Origin of the sequence: Corynebacterium amycolatum SK46 (assembly GCF_000173655.1) — a bacterium.
Lineage (GTDB): Bacteria > Actinomycetota > Actinomycetes > Mycobacteriales > Mycobacteriaceae > Corynebacterium > Corynebacterium amycolatum_A.
The window spans coordinates 1-17,842 of sequence record NZ_ABZU01000023.1; the positions used below are offsets into that span (position 1 = coordinate 1).

At 59.8% G+C, this 17,842-nt stretch carries 15 protein-coding genes; 6 read left to right on the forward strand and 9 right to left on the reverse strand.

Features of this window, described 5'->3' with window-relative positions; genetic code table 11:
* The first annotated feature begins 81 nt into the window (after positions 1 to 81).
* Positions 82 to 1,224, forward strand: coding sequence for an alpha/beta hydrolase (locus CORAM0001_RS10170; RefSeq protein ID WP_040361944.1), 1,143 nt, complete (start codon positions 82 to 84; stop codon positions 1,222 to 1,224).
* Positions 1,225 to 1,367: 143 nt separating this feature from the next.
* On the opposite strand, the gene CORAM0001_RS10175 is transcribed toward CORAM0001_RS10170, so the two are convergent.
* The 3 genes from CORAM0001_RS10175 to CORAM0001_RS10185 form a co-directional block, all read right to left on the reverse strand.
* Positions 1,368 to 2,009, reverse strand: a complete 642-nt coding sequence (locus tag CORAM0001_RS10175) for a DUF3239 domain-containing protein (protein ID WP_005511846.1) — start codon at positions 2,007 to 2,009, stop codon at positions 1,368 to 1,370.
* Positions 2,010 to 2,034: 25 nt separating this feature from the next.
* Positions 2,035 to 3,738 (reverse strand): DNA repair helicase XPB, encoded by a 1,704-nt coding sequence (locus CORAM0001_RS10180; protein ID WP_005511868.1) that lies wholly within the window; start codon positions 3,736 to 3,738, stop codon positions 2,035 to 2,037.
* Between the two features lie 148 nt (positions 3,739 to 3,886).
* A complete protein-coding gene (locus CORAM0001_RS10185) occupies positions 3,887 to 6,403 on the reverse strand; it encodes a helicase-associated domain-containing protein (protein WP_005511853.1) in 2,517 nt (838 codons plus the stop codon).
* Between the two features lie 74 nt (positions 6,404 to 6,477).
* Between CORAM0001_RS10185 and CORAM0001_RS10190 the strand changes: the two genes are divergently transcribed.
* The gene (locus CORAM0001_RS10190) at positions 6,478 to 6,666 is read left to right on the forward strand and encodes a hypothetical protein (RefSeq protein WP_005511850.1); all 189 of its coding nucleotides are present in this window, start codon (positions 6,478 to 6,480) and stop codon (positions 6,664 to 6,666) included.
* Positions 6,667 to 6,965: 299 nt separating this feature from the next.
* Here CORAM0001_RS10190 and CORAM0001_RS10195 read toward each other — a convergent pair whose 3' ends face one another.
* The gene (locus tag CORAM0001_RS10195) at positions 6,966 to 7,586 is read right to left on the reverse strand and encodes a transglycosylase family protein (protein WP_005511874.1); all 621 of its coding nucleotides are present in this window, start codon (positions 7,584 to 7,586) and stop codon (positions 6,966 to 6,968) included.
* Positions 7,587 to 8,457: 871 nt separating this feature from the next.
* Here CORAM0001_RS10195 and CORAM0001_RS10200 point away from each other — a divergent pair.
* On the forward strand, positions 8,458 to 8,889 hold the full coding sequence (locus CORAM0001_RS10200) for a cold-shock protein (RefSeq protein WP_005511873.1): 432 nt from the start codon (positions 8,458 to 8,460) through the stop codon (positions 8,887 to 8,889).
* Between the two features lie 71 nt (positions 8,890 to 8,960).
* Here the strand turns inward: CORAM0001_RS10200 and CORAM0001_RS10205 are convergent, their stop codons facing one another.
* Both CORAM0001_RS10205 and CORAM0001_RS10210 read right to left on the reverse strand, forming a co-directional pair.
* Positions 8,961 to 9,455, reverse strand: coding sequence for a DUF2771 family protein (locus CORAM0001_RS10205; protein WP_005511851.1), 495 nt, complete (start codon positions 9,453 to 9,455; stop codon positions 8,961 to 8,963).
* Positions 9,456 to 9,577: 122 nt separating this feature from the next.
* A complete protein-coding gene (locus CORAM0001_RS10210; protein ID WP_005511867.1) occupies positions 9,578 to 10,741 on the reverse strand; it encodes a glutaminyl-peptide cyclotransferase in 1,164 nt (387 codons plus the stop codon).
* 23 nt (positions 10,742 to 10,764) lie between these two features.
* Here CORAM0001_RS10210 and CORAM0001_RS10215 point away from each other — a divergent pair, with 23 nt between their 5' ends.
* The 3 genes from CORAM0001_RS10215 to CORAM0001_RS10225 all read left to right on the forward strand — a co-directional run bounded on the left by CORAM0001_RS10215 (position 10,765) and on the right by CORAM0001_RS10225 (position 14,011).
* Complete coding sequence (locus CORAM0001_RS10215; RefSeq protein WP_244262060.1) at positions 10,765 to 11,457, forward strand: DUF3027 domain-containing protein; 693 nt, start codon at positions 10,765 to 10,767, stop codon at positions 11,455 to 11,457.
* A gap of 157 nt (positions 11,458 to 11,614) precedes the next feature.
* A complete protein-coding gene (locus CORAM0001_RS10220) occupies positions 11,615 to 13,129 on the forward strand; it encodes an NCS2 family permease (RefSeq protein WP_005511845.1) in 1,515 nt (504 codons plus the stop codon).
* Positions 13,130 to 13,138: 9 nt separating this feature from the next.
* Positions 13,139 to 14,011 carry a TrmH family RNA methyltransferase gene (locus tag CORAM0001_RS10225; protein ID WP_005511848.1) on the forward strand — a complete coding sequence of 291 codons (873 nt, stop codon included), beginning with the start codon at positions 13,139 to 13,141 and terminating at the stop codon, positions 14,009 to 14,011.
* Positions 14,012 to 14,014: 3 nt separating this feature from the next.
* Here CORAM0001_RS10225 and CORAM0001_RS10230 read toward each other — a convergent pair whose 3' ends face one another.
* The 3 genes from CORAM0001_RS10230 to serC form a co-directional block, all read right to left on the reverse strand.
* Positions 14,015 to 14,911 carry a DUF6928 family protein gene (locus CORAM0001_RS10230; protein ID WP_244262061.1) on the reverse strand — a complete coding sequence of 299 codons (897 nt, stop codon included), beginning with the start codon at positions 14,909 to 14,911 and terminating at the stop codon, positions 14,015 to 14,017.
* 24 nt (positions 14,912 to 14,935) lie between these two features.
* Positions 14,936 to 16,060, reverse strand: coding sequence for a septation protein SepH (sepH, locus tag CORAM0001_RS10235; RefSeq protein WP_005511856.1), 1,125 nt, complete (start codon positions 16,058 to 16,060; stop codon positions 14,936 to 14,938).
* 141 nt (positions 16,061 to 16,201) lie between these two features.
* A complete protein-coding gene (gene serC / locus CORAM0001_RS10240; RefSeq protein ID WP_005511869.1) occupies positions 16,202 to 17,338 on the reverse strand; it encodes a phosphoserine transaminase in 1,137 nt (378 codons plus the stop codon).
* Positions 17,339 to 17,842: the final 504 nt, after the last annotated feature.

A 17,842-nucleotide genomic window follows, 5' to 3' on the forward strand; every position in this document is an offset into this window, starting at 1 on the left:
CAGTTAGCAAAACCGATCGATCAAATCCCCGGATTTCTATTTCGGTGAATTCTCGTGGGTTCTCTGTGGCAGACTGTCTCTATGACTAATCAGACACCTAACTCCGATGTGGTTAACCTCGCTTCTTCTGAGGACGAGGCTCAAGACAACTTCACTCCCGTAACGACGGAAGAAGGTAAGCTACAACAGCTTATTGAATGGCTCGAAGAACACGTCTCGGCCTATTCCTACTTGAGCGAGGTTGTCCCCTTGGGGGCCTCTGAAGAAGACATTAAGAAGGCTCGTGCGTCAGTCAATGACCGCGGCGCTCGTATGCCAGATGCCATCATTCACGGCTCGATGATGGTGCTGGGTGCGGCCGTCAACCATTCTTCGCCATACCTTGCGTATGCCGAGGGCAAGGTTGGGGTGACGGATACGACGGTGGGGGATAGTCCTAGTGTTCCGGTTCGGGTTTTTGTTCCGCAGGATCCGACCGGATCTGTGGTAGTTGCCGCACACGGTGGCGCTTTCTGGATGGGTGACGGCAGTCTGCGTGAGAATTCCTTCGGCCCAAATATGGCTGCACTGGCAGCCCGATCCGGCGCAATTGTTGTGGATGTGGATTATCGGCTCGCACCAGAGCATAAGGTATCTGATGCCGTGAATGACATTGCGCGGGTAGTCGCATCTGTCGCAGATGATTCATTGCAGCTTCAAAAATTGGGTGCAATGCCCATCAGCGATCAGAACCCGATAGTTCTCTATGGTGTCTCCTCAGGCGGCCACAACGTTGTTTCCGCGGTAGACCAGATTAGTCAAGACACTCCGGTTGCTCTGTTGCTCGTTGCCCCGGCTCTAGACCTGCGTGGTGCTCCTGCGGTGTGGTTGCAAGCATTCTTCGGCACCTCTGATGATTCGGCAAAGGAAGTGTCACCGGGTTTGCATGAGCCGTCGCGACGCATGCGTGTCCACGTTCAGGCGGCCTCCCGCGATACTGTCGTTCGTCCAGCTACCGAGTACCTGAAGCAGGTCGAGGCGGCAGGTGGAGAGGCCTCTCAGTCAGAATTCTTGGCAACTCATCAGATTGCGGTTCCAAAGGTTCAGCGAGAACAGATTACGGACGCGGCGCGGTTCATTCTAGAGGCCACTCACACGGAACGTGAGCTGCCAGAGGACCCGGCAGGTGAATACGATAAGGAAGCGATTGACCGGCAGAACGAAGAGTCCTGGGGCAAGAGCTAGTCAACCTGTTTCAGTTCCCAATGGCGCTCTCGCTGTGTATGTGAGAGCCGCGGAGGGGAGCGCTGGTAAGGGAAAACAGGGTGGGGCTGGAACAGCTCAGTACGAAAAGGTCGGGGGGGGGGAGAGGGGTTAACAGACCCCGACTAGTTCAGTGGCAGGAGGTTGCGCTTCGTTGCGTGTACCTCTTCCACCCGGTCGATGTTGCGTTCGAGCACGTTCCAATCGTTGACCGGAATATTGCGCTGGGCTTGGGCAATGACTGACTTATCCGAAGTGGACCACGCGAGGGGCACGGGGGTGATTTCATCGTAAAACTCGGTGCGGCTCTTGTGCGTACCGGCCACAGCAACAGCTGGCACCTTCGCGCCCACGCGGCGGGGAACCCCGGAAATCGTGGTGACAGTACGTATAGCCAGGGCCGGGACGGGCTCGCCATCGGAGGGGTTTTTACGCATGTCCACCAGGGTCATCAGCACCATGGTTCGCTCATCTACACGCGCAATCATGGCCGGAACCAGCGGGGATTCGTCGTAAAGCGCTTGCGGATCCTTAATTGCGTGTCGCACCTGGAAGGTAACGCCGACGTAGAGAGCCGCGAGGGCGAAAAGCACGACCGCGCTGCCGATAACAAACGGCGTGCGGTCGAAAACTACTAGAACCAGCACAGCGCCGACGAGCAGCAGAGCAGAGAAAATGCCGGAGGAGATGAGCAGTCGGCGGGCATCGCGGTAGTACTCGTTGTTGGCGTTGGTGTGCTCGCGGTTGACGGGGAAGTGAAAGTTCATGGCAGTCCTTTAGTTATCCAGTTTTCTAGGATTCCGAGCTAGCGGTGGAATCACCGGGCAGGGTTGGGCCGAGGTATTCATCTGCGTCGACGATTCGGTAGGCGTAGCCCTGTTCCGCCAGGAAACGCTGGCGGTGAGCTGCGTATTCGGTATCGAGGGTATCGCGAGTCACCACCGAGTAAAAGACGGCGCCACCACCATCGGACTTCGGGCGCAGGAGACGCCCCAGACGCTGTGCCTCCTCCTGTCGGGAACCGAAGGTGCCGGAGATTTGTACGGCGACAGAGGCTTCGGGAAGGTCGATGGAGAAGTTCGCAACCTTGGAGACCACCAGCGTGTTGATCTCGCCGCGCCGGAACTTCCCAAAGAGCTCCTCGCGCTTGGCGTTGGATGTCTTTCCTTCGATGACGTCGACGCCGAGCTCTTCGCCAATCTCTTCGAGCTGATCCAGGTAGGCACCAATCACCAGAGCGGGTTCGCCCTCGTGTCGGGCAAGGATTTGCTTGACGACGGGAATCTTCGTCGGCGTCGTTGCGGCCAGACGATACCTGTCGGAGGCCTCAGCCGTGGCGTAGAGCATACGCTCGGACTCGGTCGGGGTCACGCGGACCTCAACGCAGTCAGCCGGTGCGATCCAGCCCTGGGCTTCGATGTCCTTCCACGGGGCGTCGTAGCGCTTCGGGCCAATCAGGCTGAAGACGTCGCCCTCGCGGCCATCTTCGCGCACCAGAGTAGCGGTGAGCCCCAGTCGACGGCGCGACTGCAGATCCGCACTCATTCGGAACACAGGAGCGGGCAGGAGGTGGACCTCGTCGTAGATGATGAGGCCCCAGTCGCGGGAATCGAATAGCTCGAGTGCGCGGTATTCTCCCTTGGTCTTGCGCGTGACCACTTGGTAGGTCGCAATGGTGACGGGGCGAATTTCCTTTTTTTCGCCGGAGTATTCGCCGATTTCGTCCTCGGTCAGCGAGGTGCGTCGCAGCAGCTCGTCGCGCCACTGCCTGCCGGCGACGGTGTTGGTGACGAGGATCAAAGTAGTGCGCTGCGCGTCTACCATGGCCGCTGCACCGACGATTGTTTTGCCTGCGCCACAGGGCAGCACCACGACGCCGGAACCGCCTTCGCGGAAGGAATCAGCCGCCATACGTTGGTAGTCGCGCAGTTCCCAAGTGTCGTGGCCTCCGGTGCCCTGATCCTGCCAAGCGATGGCGTGCGCCTCACCGTCGATGTATCCGGCGGTGTCATTGGCAGGCCAGCCGACCTTCAGCAGCTCCTGTTTGATTCGGCCTCGCTCGGAGGGGTGCACGGTCCAGGTGTCGGCATCGATTTGCTCACCGAGCATCGGACGAATCTTTTTGTGCTTGGTCACCTCGGCCAGTACCGCAGGGTCGTGGGAGACCAGAATCAGACCGTGAGCAGGATGCTTAGTCAGGCTCAGGCGACCGTATCGGTCCATGGTCTCCGCGACGTCGATAAGCAGCGGCTGTGGGACGGGGAACTTGGAGAAGCGCTCAAGGACATCGACCACCTGCTCCGCGTCGTGACCGGCGGCGCGGGCATTCCACAGCGCCAGCGGGGTGATGCGGTAGGTGTGCACATGTTCGGGAGCGCGTTCGAGCTCCGCGAACGGTGCCAGCGCCGCGCGTGCCGCATCCGCCTCCGGATTGTCGACCTCCAGCAGCACCGTCTTATCCGATTGGACGATCAGCGGCCCCGTACCGAAACCCATAATCTTCTTGCCTCGCAGACATTCGACCAAAAATAAGCTAAAGGTCAATTCTGCCACGATTACGCAGAAGATGCGGCACGGGCTCGAATCATCCCGAACCGCCACATTCGCTTTTGCATCGCTTTACGACGGTCCCCGCGCCCGCCGCCTAGTCGACAGGATGTACTTCGGTAATGCGATGCAGCAGAAAGCGCAGCACTTGGCTGGTGGCAGGGTCGATAGCATCGACCTGCCCACCGGAGACGGTGACTGGGCGCACGCGCTTGCGGCCGGGTTTGCCGTTGCGGTCAACGTAGCTCAAATACAGGTCGTCGCCGTGGCGAGCCGCGCGCTGCAGAAGCTTGAACGCTTCGGTGCCAGAGGCGTAGTCGCTTGTGCCACCCGTGCTAGCGCTGGCACCGGCAGCCGTCCCCGTACCTGTCGCCGAATCCGCAGCCGAGCCAGAGACCCCGGCAGTGCTGCCACTGGCTGTAGCGCCACTGGAACTACCGGCGCGCTCAGCAGCACGGTTGCCATCGGCAATAGCCGTCAACGCCTGGCTGATGCGTTCCGGTTCGGGCATCGTTGTACGAGCAGTGGGCACCGGAGCTGGCGCCTCAATGCGGCAGGGAGCGCGACCGAGATCCAGCACCAAGCCCTCTGCATCTTCGGCGATGATGGAAAAGCCCGCATTTCTAGCGGTCTCAATCACCTGGGCAAGCGGGGCCTGGCTAATTAGCACCGTTTCGGCAATCTTGCGTAACGCCAGGCTTTGTCCAGCCTGGTGACTCTGGAATGAGGCCAGCAGGGCCGGATCGTCACAGCGGATAAACGAAGCTGCGGGGCCACCGCGGAGACGACCGTGGCGGCGGGCGACGTCGTCAAGCAAATAGGTAATGGACTGCGGCACTTCGCCGACGGCGTAGCGCGAGAGAAACTCCGAGATATCGGCGGCGTTGATGCCGGCGTCGAGGGCATCGCGGAGGCTGTCTTCGGTCACGCGGTAGACGCTGGCGAGGCCGGGAGATTCCAGCTGCGCAATCGAACTGAGCATGCGTTCCATCTCCGGGGATGCGGGGCCCGGTACGACGATGGTGTTGTCCGCCTGGACCATCAGGTACGAGGCGTTCGGCGGCAAGAGGTTGTTACAGGCCGCACGCAGATTGTCGAAGGCCTCGGCAGTGCCGGATTCGATGAGCGCGACCATGGCTTTGCCGACCTCGCTAAGGCCGACGGAAATCGTTTCCACGCCAGGGGCCCGCACGACGATGCCGAGGGCGACCAGCTCGTCGACCACGCCACTGAGCGTCTCGTCCGTGCACCTCGCGTTGGTGATTGGGGAGTAGTAGGCGGCGCATTCCCGCAGATCAGTCAGAGCAACTACGTCGTTGTCGCTTGCCGACGACGCCACCTGCGCACAGCAGGCCAGCACCATTTCCCGGATTGACGGTACCCCGGAGAGCCGAGCTTGTGGGGAGAGTAGAGCAATGCGCTTGCCTTCCTCACCAAGCTGGTCGACCCGCCAGGGAGCTGCGTCGCTAGTGCGAGTGCCGACCGTCAAGCTCACCCATCGGTCAACCAAATCGGCGTCGAGGAAGCCGTCGGCTGCCAGCGTGGGGGCGAAATAGTCACCACCGGTGTCGTGCAGTGGCAGTGGATGTGGAGTACCGACATGAACCAGGCCCGCTGCACTGAGGTTAGCCACGCCGCGAGCCAACTCTGAGATGTCGACGCCGAGCTCCTCGATGAGATTGCGGGTTTCCCGCACTCCGATAACACCGTTTTTCAAGGTCGGCGCGGGGTCGGTTCCCAGCAAGTTCAGGAGGTCAGTCGCCTGTCGCAAAGTTTCCCAGGCAGTGGCGGCAGCACGGTCGTTACCGCTGGCAATCACATGGGTATCGGGGATTCCGGGGCGCAGGGGGACGTCGTCGTCGGCAAGCCCGACTCCACGCATAAGGGCGCGAACGGTGGCGGGCAGGCGGACGGTGCCCTCGTCGATGCGTTCGAGCAGGCCGGCGTTGATGAGCGCTGGGACCGGCAGTGAGGGGTCGGCATCCGGATGAGCGTCCTTTGTGACGCCGAGGCCTCCGGAGTTGGCGAGGGTGTCCAGGAGACGCTGCTGTCTGTCTGTGACCTCGGTGAGTGCCGTGCGTAGCTGGCTGCGGCTGGGGCCGTCGGGATTGGGCAGAAGATACCAGCCGGGTGGCAACGAGGTAGCGACCTCATCGCTGAGACAGAAGTAGTCCTGCCACGGCAGAGGCTTCTTGCGGGTGGACTTCCCGGTGAAAGTGCCGCGAGGGCCTGGGCCGTTGCCCCAGATGAGTCCGTATTCGCGCAGGGTATCGAGGCTTGTCCGAATATGCGTGGCCGTGGGCCGTTGATTGGCGGGAACTTCTGCTCGAGAGAGTAAGTCGAGAATGTAGTCGATGAGGGCGTCCGCAGTGACAGGTTCGGCGTCGGCACCGAGGTCAGCGGCAGCCTCAATGCAGGCGAGCTCCAGTGCGGGCAGTTTGGTCAGCGCGCGGGAAACAGAAGCGCGGAGCTGGAGCCTTGCCGCTAGCACCTGGGAAGACTTCGGCGGTGGCGACAGCGCATCGGGGCGATTGCTGAGGATAGTGCCCACAAATTGGCCTGGTTGACCTGCCAGCCAGTCGGAAAAGAGTGCAAAGGGGGTGGTGCTAGTCATGACAATCCCCACTTTAGTGAGATTGAAGGAGGGGAGAAGGTGACTGGGGAGAAAATTTTTGGGATAATCTCAGCATGGCTAACGTTGCAAAGAAATCCTATGTCGATCCCGGCTGGCCGAAGGACCTCGAGCCTGGTCAGCACGCTGTTACTGAACTGATTGCTCACCACGCTGGTGCAGATTCGCCTTTCGGCGACATTGAGTTCCCGGTTGCTCCGGAGACTCTGGGTTACGTGCACCCGACCACGGTGATTAACAAGTAATCTTTTAGATTTTTAGCAGAACTACTTCTGCTGGAGGCCCGCAGCCGTGACTGCTAGTTCAGTCGTGGCTGCGGGCCTCAAATATGAAACTGTGCGAGTTTAGGGCACTTTCAAGCTGTTTTTCGGGTCATTTTTGTCATAAACGCAGGCAGTAACTCGCGCAGGCACGCGGTCGCCAGCCATAAACGCAGGCAGTAACTTACATTGGGCCGGTACCGCCAACCTGCTGAAGACAAAAAGTAGCCCCGAAGGTGGATTACCTTCGGGGCTACTGTGATGAGCTGGCTAGCTCGAAAGCCTTAGATCAGGCCCTGCAGCTTCGACAGATCGAACGGAATGGCTGCGACCAGTTCCTGCGGGAGCTCAACCTGGCCGGTCAGTGCACGGAACTCAGCGATGAGCGCCTGAGCGTCGGACAGGCTGTCGACGTTGGACAGGCGGTCAGCGAACTGCTGGATCAGGTCAGTCTTGGAGTCGGAAGCAGCAGCTGCCGGAGCGGCCTGTGCGCGAACAGGAGCGGCGCCCTGGCTCGGGTGCGGGCGGTCAGTCGGGCCGGAGGACAGACCCAGGCTTGCGGAGCAAGCCGGCCATGCGCCCCAACCCTGCTGAGCCAAAACCTTCTCAGCAACGTAGATCTGCTCTTCGCGGGAAGCCTGATCAGCGGTCGAAGCGAACTCGTTACCACCGAAAGCGTTCCAGGTGCCTGCGGAGAACTGCAGGCCACCGTAGTAGCCGTTTCCGGTGTTGATGTGCCAGTTGCCGCCGGACTCACACTGTGCCAGGCGATCCCAGTCGGAGTCCGGAGCTGCAGAAGCGGTCGGCGCGAAGATAGCGGCACCGGCACCCAGGATTGCGCCGGTCAGTGCAACCTTTGCCGAAGTGGAAGCGAAGGTGTTGGTCTTAGCTGCGTGGCGAGCCATATGAAAATTTCCTTTTCGTCGATTTTCTTTGTGGCGCCAGTGGGGCTAATGCAACCCCATCTCACTCTTATGGAAAGTTCTTCACGTTGTTGATAACGAACCGATGTCATCGCACTGGAGTGAGATGAAGGCGATCTATGCGACTTCGTCCGTTAAACGCGTCGATTGCACACCGTAGCGGTTGGTAACGAAATAGTCACGCGAATCGCCGGATTCTTAGTTTTGAGCACAGGTGGGAAATATGCATAAAAGTAGGTGAAACTGCAGGTAGAAAGCATGACTGTTATTGATGGTGTGGAAGTTAAAACCGCATAATGTGATAAAGCTCACGTTATCGTCTTGTTATTTTTCCTGTTTTGGCGCGTCGCAGGCACTGAAAAAGATGGTCATAAGAGATAGCCAAGAAGAACCAACGCTGACAGTTAGTTGCGGTCTCGGTGAGTCAATCCGCGAGCGTGCTCGCTTCACGCAAATCCATCTTCCCTTTATGTCCCCATCTATGGGTATAATTGAGTTCTTTAGGTAATCGGAGGTGACGTGCTCATGCACGCCGCTACCGCTGCCGCCACTTCGCACTAGTAAGCAGTAATAAATAATGTGTTCCCCGTTGGAGGGCGTCCTGTTTTTGGTCGCAGCTTTATTAAAGGAACACCATTAAGCCAGCGCCTGGCCCGGCATATCCTTGCGGTCCTGTCTGGCCAAGCTCGCCTCGATCGAGTCTCTAACTATGGCCGTTTGTGCGTACGAGGACGGTGGCAAGTGCGGAAGAATTGCATCTCCGATTCGAAGACCCCGAAGGGCAGTCACCACTGCGCAAGGGGAACGAGGTTGAGTGCCCCCAGTCACAGGGCACGGGAAGGTTAGGTGGAAAGTGCCCATCGGTAAGGTCAGGTGGTACGACAAGGATCGCGGTTTTGGCTTCGTGTCGAATCCGGACGGTGAAGATGTCTACATCGGCAAGAACGTGCTGCCGAAAGGCGTGGAAGAGCTTGTAACTGGTCAGCGCCTGGAGTACGACTACGCTGACGGTCGCCCAGGCCCGCAGGCCCTCCGGATCAAGGTGCTCGATGAGGGACCGCGCGGTGCCCGTCACCGCCGGGGCGGGGCAGGCGGGGGCGCAGGAGCCCGTCGTCAAGCGAAGAAGCACAGCCCCAGCGATCTCAACGGCATGATTTCGGACATGATTTCCATGCTGGAGTCGACGGTGCAGCGTGACCTGCGCGCCGGGCGTTACCCGGAGCGTAAGGACGGCCACCAGATGGCTGAAGTCCTGCGTGCGGTCGCGCGCGAGCTGGACTCGTAAGTCGTTAGAAGATGTGAAAACGCCCGCTCACGAAGGTGGAAAACCTCAGTGAGCGGGCGTTTTGCTGTGCTTTACGACGGTTCGTTGACAATCGACCAAGTAATGCCGTAGGTGGTCTCCTCGCCCTCGGAGTTCTTTCCGATGAGCGCGGTGGAAACCTCCACGACCCCGAGTGGGGTGCGCTTGCCGGCAAAAGCTGCGGAGCCGGCGATGGTCTCGGTCGTGGCTTCGCCCGGATCCTTGCGAGAGGTGGAGTTGACCGCATCGTCAGAGAAGAAACGCTGCAGAGTCCAAGAGTTAGAGCCAACAGTGGAGCCGACGTTAACCTCAGCCGTCTCCTGCTCGCCCAGGGAAATCTTGGCGGCGTTGGTCTCAGTCGTGGTGCAGGCGTTCTTCTCAAAGAGGTCGCAGACGCGGTAGGGAAGAACCTCTGTGGTTTCGCCGTCTTGATTGACCTCGATGGACAGCGTGCGTGGGTCGTCGATTGCCTGGTTGGTCCACTTATTAACAGCAAGGACAATGCCGGTGACGACAAGACCCACCACGACAATAGCGCCGACAACCATGAACGCCTTACTATTCTGTTGCCAGCGGCGCCTACTCGATCCCATCAACTCTCACTTCCCGACATTCGTAACGGAATTGAAGCTACGTTCAGTCACACTAGCCGTTCTCGGGCCAGATACTGCTATTCACTCACGGTAACACGGTAGGCTGTGGGCCATTTCTTCCCTGTAAGCAGGAACTGACGGGTTCCATTGGGGGAGGTAGAGGAGGAAGAGTCTGGCATTAATGCAATGCCGTTGAGCACATCAATACTGTTTTGTTCTGTCGGGGAGAGCTGCGCGTACAGGTCACGAAAGAGTTCGGTGGCATCGACGATGCCTGTGACCTTTCCGTCTTCCGGGTTGATGCGGTAGATGAATGGACTCTGCCAGACGTTGGCCCAAATCTCGCGGTGCGATTGCGGGGCGGTTGGTTCGTCCCCGTTGCTCTGGCTGTTTGAATCGTCCGTGCCCGCCGGAGCTGCGTCCGGAGCTGCGTCCGGATTTACGTCGGTGTCGACAGTGACGCACTCAAGTTCGTTGAGCCACGTTGTCTCCGTGCCTGCTGCAGTGACGGGCAGTTGACGCTGGGCTGAGAGGTCATCGGGGGAGCGGAAAGTGAGGGTGCCACTACCATCGGAGGTCACGATAGTGTCATCGAAGGAACACGCGCCCCAGCCTTCGGTGTCGAAGGGAATCTCGCGACGCTGCTTGAGAGTAGCCGCGTCGCGTTCTATGGCGCGTCCTTCCTTCCACGTCAGCTGCCACACGGTATCTCTATGACGGGTAATCCCCTCGCCGAAGAGCTCAGGCTGTAGATCTTCCACGTTGGTCGGCTCGGCTGCAGAGTTGTCGAGCCACTGCGGCAATCGGTAAATCTGGGACTCGCCGTAGAGGCCGGTGCCCATCAACAAAGAGCCATCGGGTTCGAACTCAAGGCCCTGGACAAAAGGCGCAGCGACATTCTTCTCCGTGGGAAGTGGTGGAGCCAAGACGGGATAGGACTGCTCGATGGTCAGTTTCAGTGTCGGAACATCACCGAGCCCCGGCACCTTATCGGCACCGACCAGCTCGGAGGGATTAACCGATGCCGAAGTCGACCTCGGGGCGGTGCCGGAGTTCGAGTCCGCACTAGCTCCACTAGTAGGGGTCTCCCCTGAGGGATTGCCACCTGAACCAGTTTCAGCCGCACAACCGGTCAACAGGGCGGCAGTTGCCACGGAGAGGATGGCAGCTCGGGCCGTCGTAAAGCGTGATGAGTGGAAGAGGCGGGCGGGTTTTGCGTCGCCCGACGGGAATCTGTCCATAGCTTCACTCTAGGATAGGAAACGTGACTGAAAATCGACGACGTTCCCGAAACAGCCGCCGACGGGGGAAGGTGATGAATCACCAGGCGGTCGACACTGCCCGTACCGCAATCGAAGAGCTCGGGGAGGGGCCTGCCGGCGCGCACACCGGCGTAAGTGTCGTAGGTGAGGGCGTTGCGGTGCATCGTTTTGCGGCTGACCTGCCCGGATACAGGGGCTGGGAGTGGCATGTGGTGGTCGCGTGCGCGCCGGGCACTCAACAGGCGACGGTCAGTGAAGTGGCTCTTGTCCCTGGCGAAACCGCGCTGCAGGCGCCTGAGTGGGTGCCCTACGAGGAGCGGCTGCGCCCCGGTGACCTCGGTCCGCGCGATCTGTTGCCGGCTGCGGTGGGAGATGAGCGACTCGACGGCGATGACTTGCAGACCCGCACGTTGTCGGCGCGTGGTGTGGAAGATACCGAGCAGCGCTGGGAAGAGGGCGATACCGGCCCCGAGAGTGACTTCGCTCGGGAAGCATTGCACCGCTGTCGAACCTGCGCCTTTATGGTCCCGTTGACAGGGGCGCTCGGTAAGAACTGGGGCGTGTGTGTCAACGAATGGACATTCGATGCCACGGCCGTAAGCTTTGATCACGGCTGCGGTGCGCACTCAGCCATCCCGGAAGTAACGGGGCAGGGCGCTCCGGTGGCGGAACCCTACCAGGATTCACACCTGTAGCTTTCCGCCTAGGCAAACGCGATGACGAAGACGGTGCAGTTTCGACACCGCTGTGGCCCCAGAGACTGCACTGTGACGGCTTTCGGCACAATAATTCCGCTCTGACACGGGTAATCACGTGACACGGATAAAAAGAGACTCTAGAGAGGCATAAAAAATGGACAAAGGTACGTCCACCTCTGCAACATCCTCAGATGAGGCGAAGGACTCCAAGCCTGCACGGAAGGGGAGCCATCTTTCGGCAGTAGACCGCTATTTTCACATCACGGAGCGCGGTTCGACGACCGTAACCGAGATTCGCGGTGGCGTAGTGACCTTCTTCGCGATGGCCTACATCATTCTGCTCAACCCACTGATCCTCGGCAATATCGAGGACGTCAATGGCAATAGCTTGGGGATACCGCAGGTCGCCGCTGTCACCGCGCTCGCCGCGGGCGTCATGACCATTGCTTTTGGTCTCTTTGCCAAGTACCCCTTCGGCATTGCGACGGGCCTGGGCATTAACACCCTCGTTGCCGTGACATTCGTTGCTAATGAGGGGCTGGCCTGGGAAGAAGCGATGGGCCTGGTCGTGCTGGACGGCGTGATTATCGTGCTGCTGGCGCTGACCGGATTCCGCACAGCTGTCTTCCACGCGATTCCGTCCGATATGAAGGCTGCGATGAGTGTGGGTATCGGCCTGTTCATCGCCATGATTGGTCTGGTCGACGGTGGCCTGGTTCGCCGCATTCCCGATGCCGCTGACACGACTGTTCCGGTGCAGCTCGGCATCAATGGGCAGATTGCCTCGTGGCCGACCGCCGTGTTCGTCCTCGGGCTGATTATCTGCGGCATCATGGTTGTCCGCAATATTCCAGGCGGCCTGTTCATCGGCATCGTGCTGAATACCATCATTGCGCTCGCAGTCGAGGCCTTGACCGATGCGGGCCCCTCCTTCGCTGACGGCAAGCCAGTGCCGACCGGTTGGAATCTCGCGGTACCGACTCTGCCGGACCGCGTGGGCGGCATGCCGGACTTGTCCCTCGTTGGAGCTGTGGATCTTTTCGGCTCCTTTGCCCGCGTCGGTGCCCTCAGCGCCACCATGCTGCTGTTTACCTTGGTCCTGGCTAACTTCTTCGATGCCATGGGAACGATGACTGGTCTGGGCAAGCAGGCCGCACTTGTCGATGAAGACGGTGTGCTGCCGGACATGAAGCGCGCACTGGTTGTCGAAGGCACCGGTGCCATCGTCGGCGGTGCAGTCAGCTCCTCGTCGAACACCGTCTTTGTCGACTCCGCAGCGGGCATCGCCGATGGTGCACGCACTGGCCTTGCCAACATTGTCACCGGCATCCTCTTTCTGGCAGCGATGTTTTTCACCCCGCTCTATGAAATCGTTCCTATCGAGGCTGCAGCACCCGTGCTGGTCATTGTCGGTGCCATGATGATTGGGCAGATCACCGAGATTGATTTCACCCGCTTCGACATCGCACTGCCGGCATTTTTGACTATGGTCACCATGCCGTTTACTTACTCGATTGCAAATGGTATCGGCATCGGTTTCATCACCTTTGCTGCGATGGCTATCTTCTCGGGTCGTGCCAAGTCCGTGCATCCGCTGATGTGGATTGTCTCCGGCCTGTTCATCATCTACTTCGCCGCCGATCCGTTCACCGCTCTGCTGGGCGGCTAAAGAGTTTCCATGAGTACCACCACATCAATCGAACGTTTTGCGCCCATCGTCGTCGATGATCCCGCCGACAGCCGTCTCGATGACATCCGCAACCTCAACAAGTCCGATTCCCGCCCCGATCTGCCCGGTGGGAAGGGGCTGGTCATCGCCGAAGGCACGCTCATTGTGCCGAGGCTAGTGCGCTCCCGCTTTCCGCTCCGCGCAGTCTTTGGTACTCGCCAGAAGCTCGCATCGCTTGCCGACGGACTGACCGCGAGCGAGGCCGCTATTGCGGAAACGGTGCCCTGGTTTGAACTCGACCGCGAGGTTCTTGCCGCAGCGGCCGGATTTGATCTTCACCGCGGCCTGCTGGCTACCGCTGACCGCGCGCCGGAGCTATCGGTGGACCAAGTTCTGAGTGGAGCCACCACCTTGGCTGTCATGGAGGGAGTCGGTGACCACGAGAACATCGGCGCTCTGTTTCGCAATGCGGCGGGCATGGGCGTGGACGGGGTCGTCTTCGGAGCGGCCTGCGCCGATCCGCTGTATCGCCGCAGCGTGCGCGTTTCCATGGGGCATGTGCTGACAGTCCCATTTGCGACTCTGCCCGGTACTACGACCACCTGGCAGCGAAGCCTGGACCAGCTCAAAGAGCAGGGCTTCCGCGTGGTGTCGATGACCCCTGCGGGCACGGTGGACCTGTGGGATGCCATGGACACGGACAAGATCGCGATTCTTGTTGGTGCTGAGGGGCCAGGGCTTACCGAGCACGCGATGGCAGCCACCGATGTGCGTGCCCGCATTCCCATGTCACCGGGAACTGACAGCCTGAATGTGGCTACCTCCGCAGCGATTGCGTTCTACGAGCGACTGCGCGTTCAGTCGCAGCGTGCAGGGCAGTAGAAACTATTTCCCGAACTTGCCTCGCGCCCGCTGCCAGGTGCGGCCAGCGAAGTTCTTGGCCTTAGCCCCAAAGCGACTGAGCTCCTCCAGAAAGTCTCGGTTCGGCTCTGCATTATGAACCTCGTAGTCGTCGTAGGCGCGGTCAATCTCTGCGCCAGACTCGGAGGAACCCGGCTCACCCATTAGTCCGCGTGGACTACGAGACGCCGAATACGAAGTTCCGAGAGCCGCACGACGGCCATCGACCGCAAAACCACTAACAGGGATATCTGTAGCGGGCGAATGCGGGTCGAATCCGAGCCAGTCGGTGATGACGGCGTCGGCAAGCTCTGCCGGAACGAACGGCAAACCGACCCCCTCCCGTGGACGTGAACCCGTATCTTCGAAAGCGTCGGGCAGCGGGCGGTGCTTGCCCGCCCAGAAGCTGCCCTCTGCGGGGCAGGGAAGACCGATGTCTTCCAGTGTGCGGTAGCGAGTAGCGGAGAAAGCGCGCTTGAGCTCACCATCGTGCCAATGCGCAAAGGCGCCGAAGCCCGTAGATTTATTCGACACACTCGCGTAGACGTCCGTCGCGGCAATCTCCTGCCGGAGACGAGGCGACAGCTTGGACAGCTGCGAGACATCATCGAGAACCGTCTGCAGTACGGCAACGCCCTCAAAGCCACCGATGTAGTATTCGCCGTCACCGGTTTCCGCCGAGCGGTTGAGCGGGAAATCACCAATCGGTGTTACCGGCAGCGTCGAGTCATAGAGAGCTAGGAAACGGCGCCCGAAACCGCGGTCATGCTGAACACCTGTCTCCAGGGTCGCAGCAGGGTCATTGGTGCTGACAAACCAAATTGTGACTACACCGCGGCGAATCGCGGAGAATTCGAAATCAGAAGCGTTGCCGCTGGTCATGGAGCTCATTGTCGAGGAAAACTCCTACTTCTTCGGGCCGTTCGGACGTACGCCGAGAAGCACATCCTCCCACGACGGCATGACAGTCTTCTTCTTGCGCTTCGGCTGCTCCGCGTCCGGGTGCTGCAAGAACTCCGCCTCGTCAATATCGTCGTCGGCGTCGCTTTGCGACGGAACGTCCTGCTCCCCGTGGCCTCGCGGCGGCTCCGCCGAAGACTGCCATGCGGCCGGCATCTCAGAGGTATCCGCGGAATCAGCAGCTCGATTGGCCTGCGGAGCCAAGTCCCGGTTGCGGCGGGCAAAGTCGGGGTCAATCAGCTCTGCTGCCAGCTCATTGCGAGCAATGGTGAGCGCGGAAAGACCCTCTGCCTGGTAACTCCACTCGGCCACGTTGGTGGTGTGGCCGACTTTCCAAGTCACGGTCACAATCCACTGTCCACTCGGGTCGCGGTAGGCATCCCACGAGGCATCGGCGAGTTCCTGGCCACGGGCGGCAAAAGCGGTGGCGAGAATCTCCCACAAGGACAACTTGGTCGGGCCATCAATGCGACGTGGCTTCGACTGCTTGCCGAGCTCCGCAATACGTGCGCGCTCCGCAAGCACCGGGTAGGCGAAGGACTCAATCTTGCGCGGCTGCATGCCGCTGTACTCAATGAGCTCCTCGACCGTCTGGCCGCTGCGAATGCGGTCCTGAATCTCTCGCGGCGACAAAACGACGCGGGGCTCTTCCAGCACCGGCTTCGGCGCCGTTGGAGTCTTCTTCGGTGCCCCGCCTGCCGCAGCGGAGTTGCCGGCCGCCTCGCTGCCTTCGGCCGAGTCGCCGCTTGTGGTGGTGGCTTCCGCTGTGCTGTCACCAGTGGAATTTCCGTCGGTGGAGCCGCTCTCTGCGGTAGCACTCTCCCCAGAGCTACCGCTGGCAGTGGCGGTTGTGTCGCTGGATCCGTCGGCAAGCGATGCGGAATCAGCTGTAGCAGGGGAACCAGTGGCATCGGCGAGCTCGAAGTGCTCGACCAGGAAAGTGCGCAGGTTCTCGTCGAGAGGCAGCGTGAAGCGAAGTCCCTCCTGCCGTTCCTGCTCGGTGATATCAGCGGGAACGAGAATCAGTGAATCGGTCACATCGCCGTCCAGAACGGGCTTCAGCTCCCTCATGCGAGAACCTCCTTGTCGGTCGACGTTATAAGTAATGCTCACTAATCATGGTAAACGACAAAACTCCCGCGTCACGGACAATTGGGGCAATGCCCTTGCGCGTGGCGCGGGAGTTATGCGGCTGAGGCCGGTATTTGGCTGTTACTTTGCAGCGTAGCCGTTGTCCAAAACCCAGTCGATAGCGCCAGTCAGACGACGGATGTCCTCCGGGTCGATGGCCGGGAACATACCGATGCGCAGCTGGTTGCGGCCCAGCTTGCGGTACGGCTCGATGTCGAGGATGCCGTTGGCGCGCAGAACCTTGGCGATCTGTGCGGCGTCGATGTTGTCCTCGAAGTCGATGGTGCCGACGACCAGCGAGCGCTTTGCAGCATCGGTGACGAACGGAGTTGCCTCCGCGCGGTTTTCAGCCCAGTTGTAGAGGTGGGAGGAGGACTCGGTGGTGCGAGCGACCATGCCGTCGAGGCCGCCGTTGGTGTTCATCCACTTGACCTGATCAGCCAGCATCAGCAAGGTGCCGACGGCCGGGGTGTTGTAGGTCTGGTTCTTGCGGGAGTTATCAACGGCAGTCTGCAGGTTCAGGAAAGCCGGGATGAAGCGGTCGGAAGAATTGATCTTCTCAATACGCTCGATGGCAGCCGGAGACATTGCAGCCAACCAGATGCCGCCGTCAGAAGCGAAGCACTTCTGCGGGGAGAAGTAGTAGACATCAGCCTGGGACATGTCGACCGGGAGACCGCCGGCGCCGGAGGTGGCATCGATGGCGACGAGCTGGCCCTCGGAGCCTGCCGGGCGGGTGACCGGAACCATGGTGCCGGTGGAGGTCTCGTTGTGAGCCCAACCAATAAGGTCAACGCCCTCTTCGCCAGCGACAACCTCAGGTGCGGAACCCGGCTCTGCTTCGATGATCTGCGGAGCGTCGAGCCACGGAGCCATCTTGGAAGCCTTGGCGAACTTGGAGGAGAACTCACCGTAAGTCAGGTGAGCGGACTTCTTCTCGATGAGCCCAAAGGTGGCAGCATCCCAGAAAGCGGTTGCGCCGCCGAGGGACAGGACAATCTCGTAGCCTTCCGGAAGCTGGAAGAGCTCAGCCAGACCCTCGCGAACCTCACCAACAACGTTCTTCACTGCCGACTGACGGTGGGAGGTACCCATGATAGAGGTACCGCCGTCAACGATTGCCTGAATCTGTGCCGGGCGGACTTTCGACGGGCCGCAGCCAAAGCGGCCGTCGCCGGGCTGGAACTCTTCAGGGAGGACTGGGAATTGATCGCTCATATGAGGCGCAACCTTTCAAAGTGCATTCAAAGTGAAGCTTGATATACAGCCGTTGTCTTCAGACTCTAGCGGTAATCGGGGGTACTTATAGCAAAAGGGTGGGGTTCAATTGCCCCCGCTTCCGTACTTTGCATAACGAAACAGGGTGGATTGGCGTATTTGCAAAGTTTGCGAAGAATTTTTTCCAGTTTTGTTGGCGCTAAAAACTTAGCGATGTGGGGCCTCGGGTGGGTGGCGAGAGGTGAATTATTGTGGATATAGTCGATGTGTTTTCGGGCGTTGGTCCGATGACTTTTGAACTTTTAAAGACATCGGCTGTCGAATGGACTCCTGACCTACTGATTAGTAAATGAGCAGTGACAACGTAATAAACCCGTTTTTCCATTTGCATTTCGGGGTGAAGAGAGGTCAAGATTGAGTAAGCCCAGGCTGCCCGAATGGGGTAGAGGGTGTTGCACTGCTCACACTCTTTGATATTGTGTGTTCTAATCCACTGCAGGTGTC

Bases quoted from the DNA above. Each gene is read 5' to 3' on its own strand.
- CORAM0001_RS10190 (WP_005511850.1), top strand. From the start codon at position 6,478: ATGGCTAACGTTGCAAAGAAATCCTATGTCGATCCCGGCTGGCCGAAG.
- CORAM0001_RS10220 (WP_005511845.1), top strand. From the start codon at position 11,615: ATGGACAAAGGTACGTCCACCTCTGCAACATCCTCAGATGAGGCGAAG.
- serC (WP_005511869.1), bottom strand. From the start codon at position 17,338: ATGAGCGATCAATTCCCAGTCCTCCCTGAAGAGTTCCAGCCCGGCGAC.
- CORAM0001_RS10195 (WP_005511874.1), bottom strand. From the start codon at position 7,586: ATGGCTCGCCACGCAGCTAAGACCAACACCTTCGCTTCCACTTCGGCA.
- CORAM0001_RS10175 (WP_005511846.1), bottom strand. From the start codon at position 2,009: ATGAACTTTCACTTCCCCGTCAACCGCGAGCACACCAACGCCAACAAC.
- CORAM0001_RS10185 (WP_005511853.1), bottom strand. From the start codon at position 6,403: ATGACTAGCACCACCCCCTTTGCACTCTTTTCCGACTGGCTGGCAGGT.
- CORAM0001_RS10230 (WP_244262061.1), bottom strand. From the start codon at position 14,911: ATGACCAGCGGCAACGCTTCTGATTTCGAATTCTCCGCGATTCGCCGC.
- CORAM0001_RS10225 (WP_005511848.1), top strand. From the start codon at position 13,139: ATGAGTACCACCACATCAATCGAACGTTTTGCGCCCATCGTCGTCGAT.
- CORAM0001_RS10210 (WP_005511867.1), bottom strand. From the start codon at position 10,741: ATGGACAGATTCCCGTCGGGCGACGCAAAACCCGCCCGCCTCTTCCAC.
- CORAM0001_RS10170 (WP_040361944.1), top strand. From the start codon at position 82: ATGACTAATCAGACACCTAACTCCGATGTGGTTAACCTCGCTTCTTCT.
- CORAM0001_RS10205 (WP_005511851.1), bottom strand. From the start codon at position 9,455: ATGGTTGTCGGCGCTATTGTCGTGGTGGGTCTTGTCGTCACCGGCATT.
- sepH (WP_005511856.1), bottom strand. From the start codon at position 16,060: ATGAGGGAGCTGAAGCCCGTTCTGGACGGCGATGTGACCGATTCACTG.
- CORAM0001_RS10180 (WP_005511868.1), bottom strand. From the start codon at position 3,738: ATGGGTTTCGGTACGGGGCCGCTGATCGTCCAATCGGATAAGACGGTG.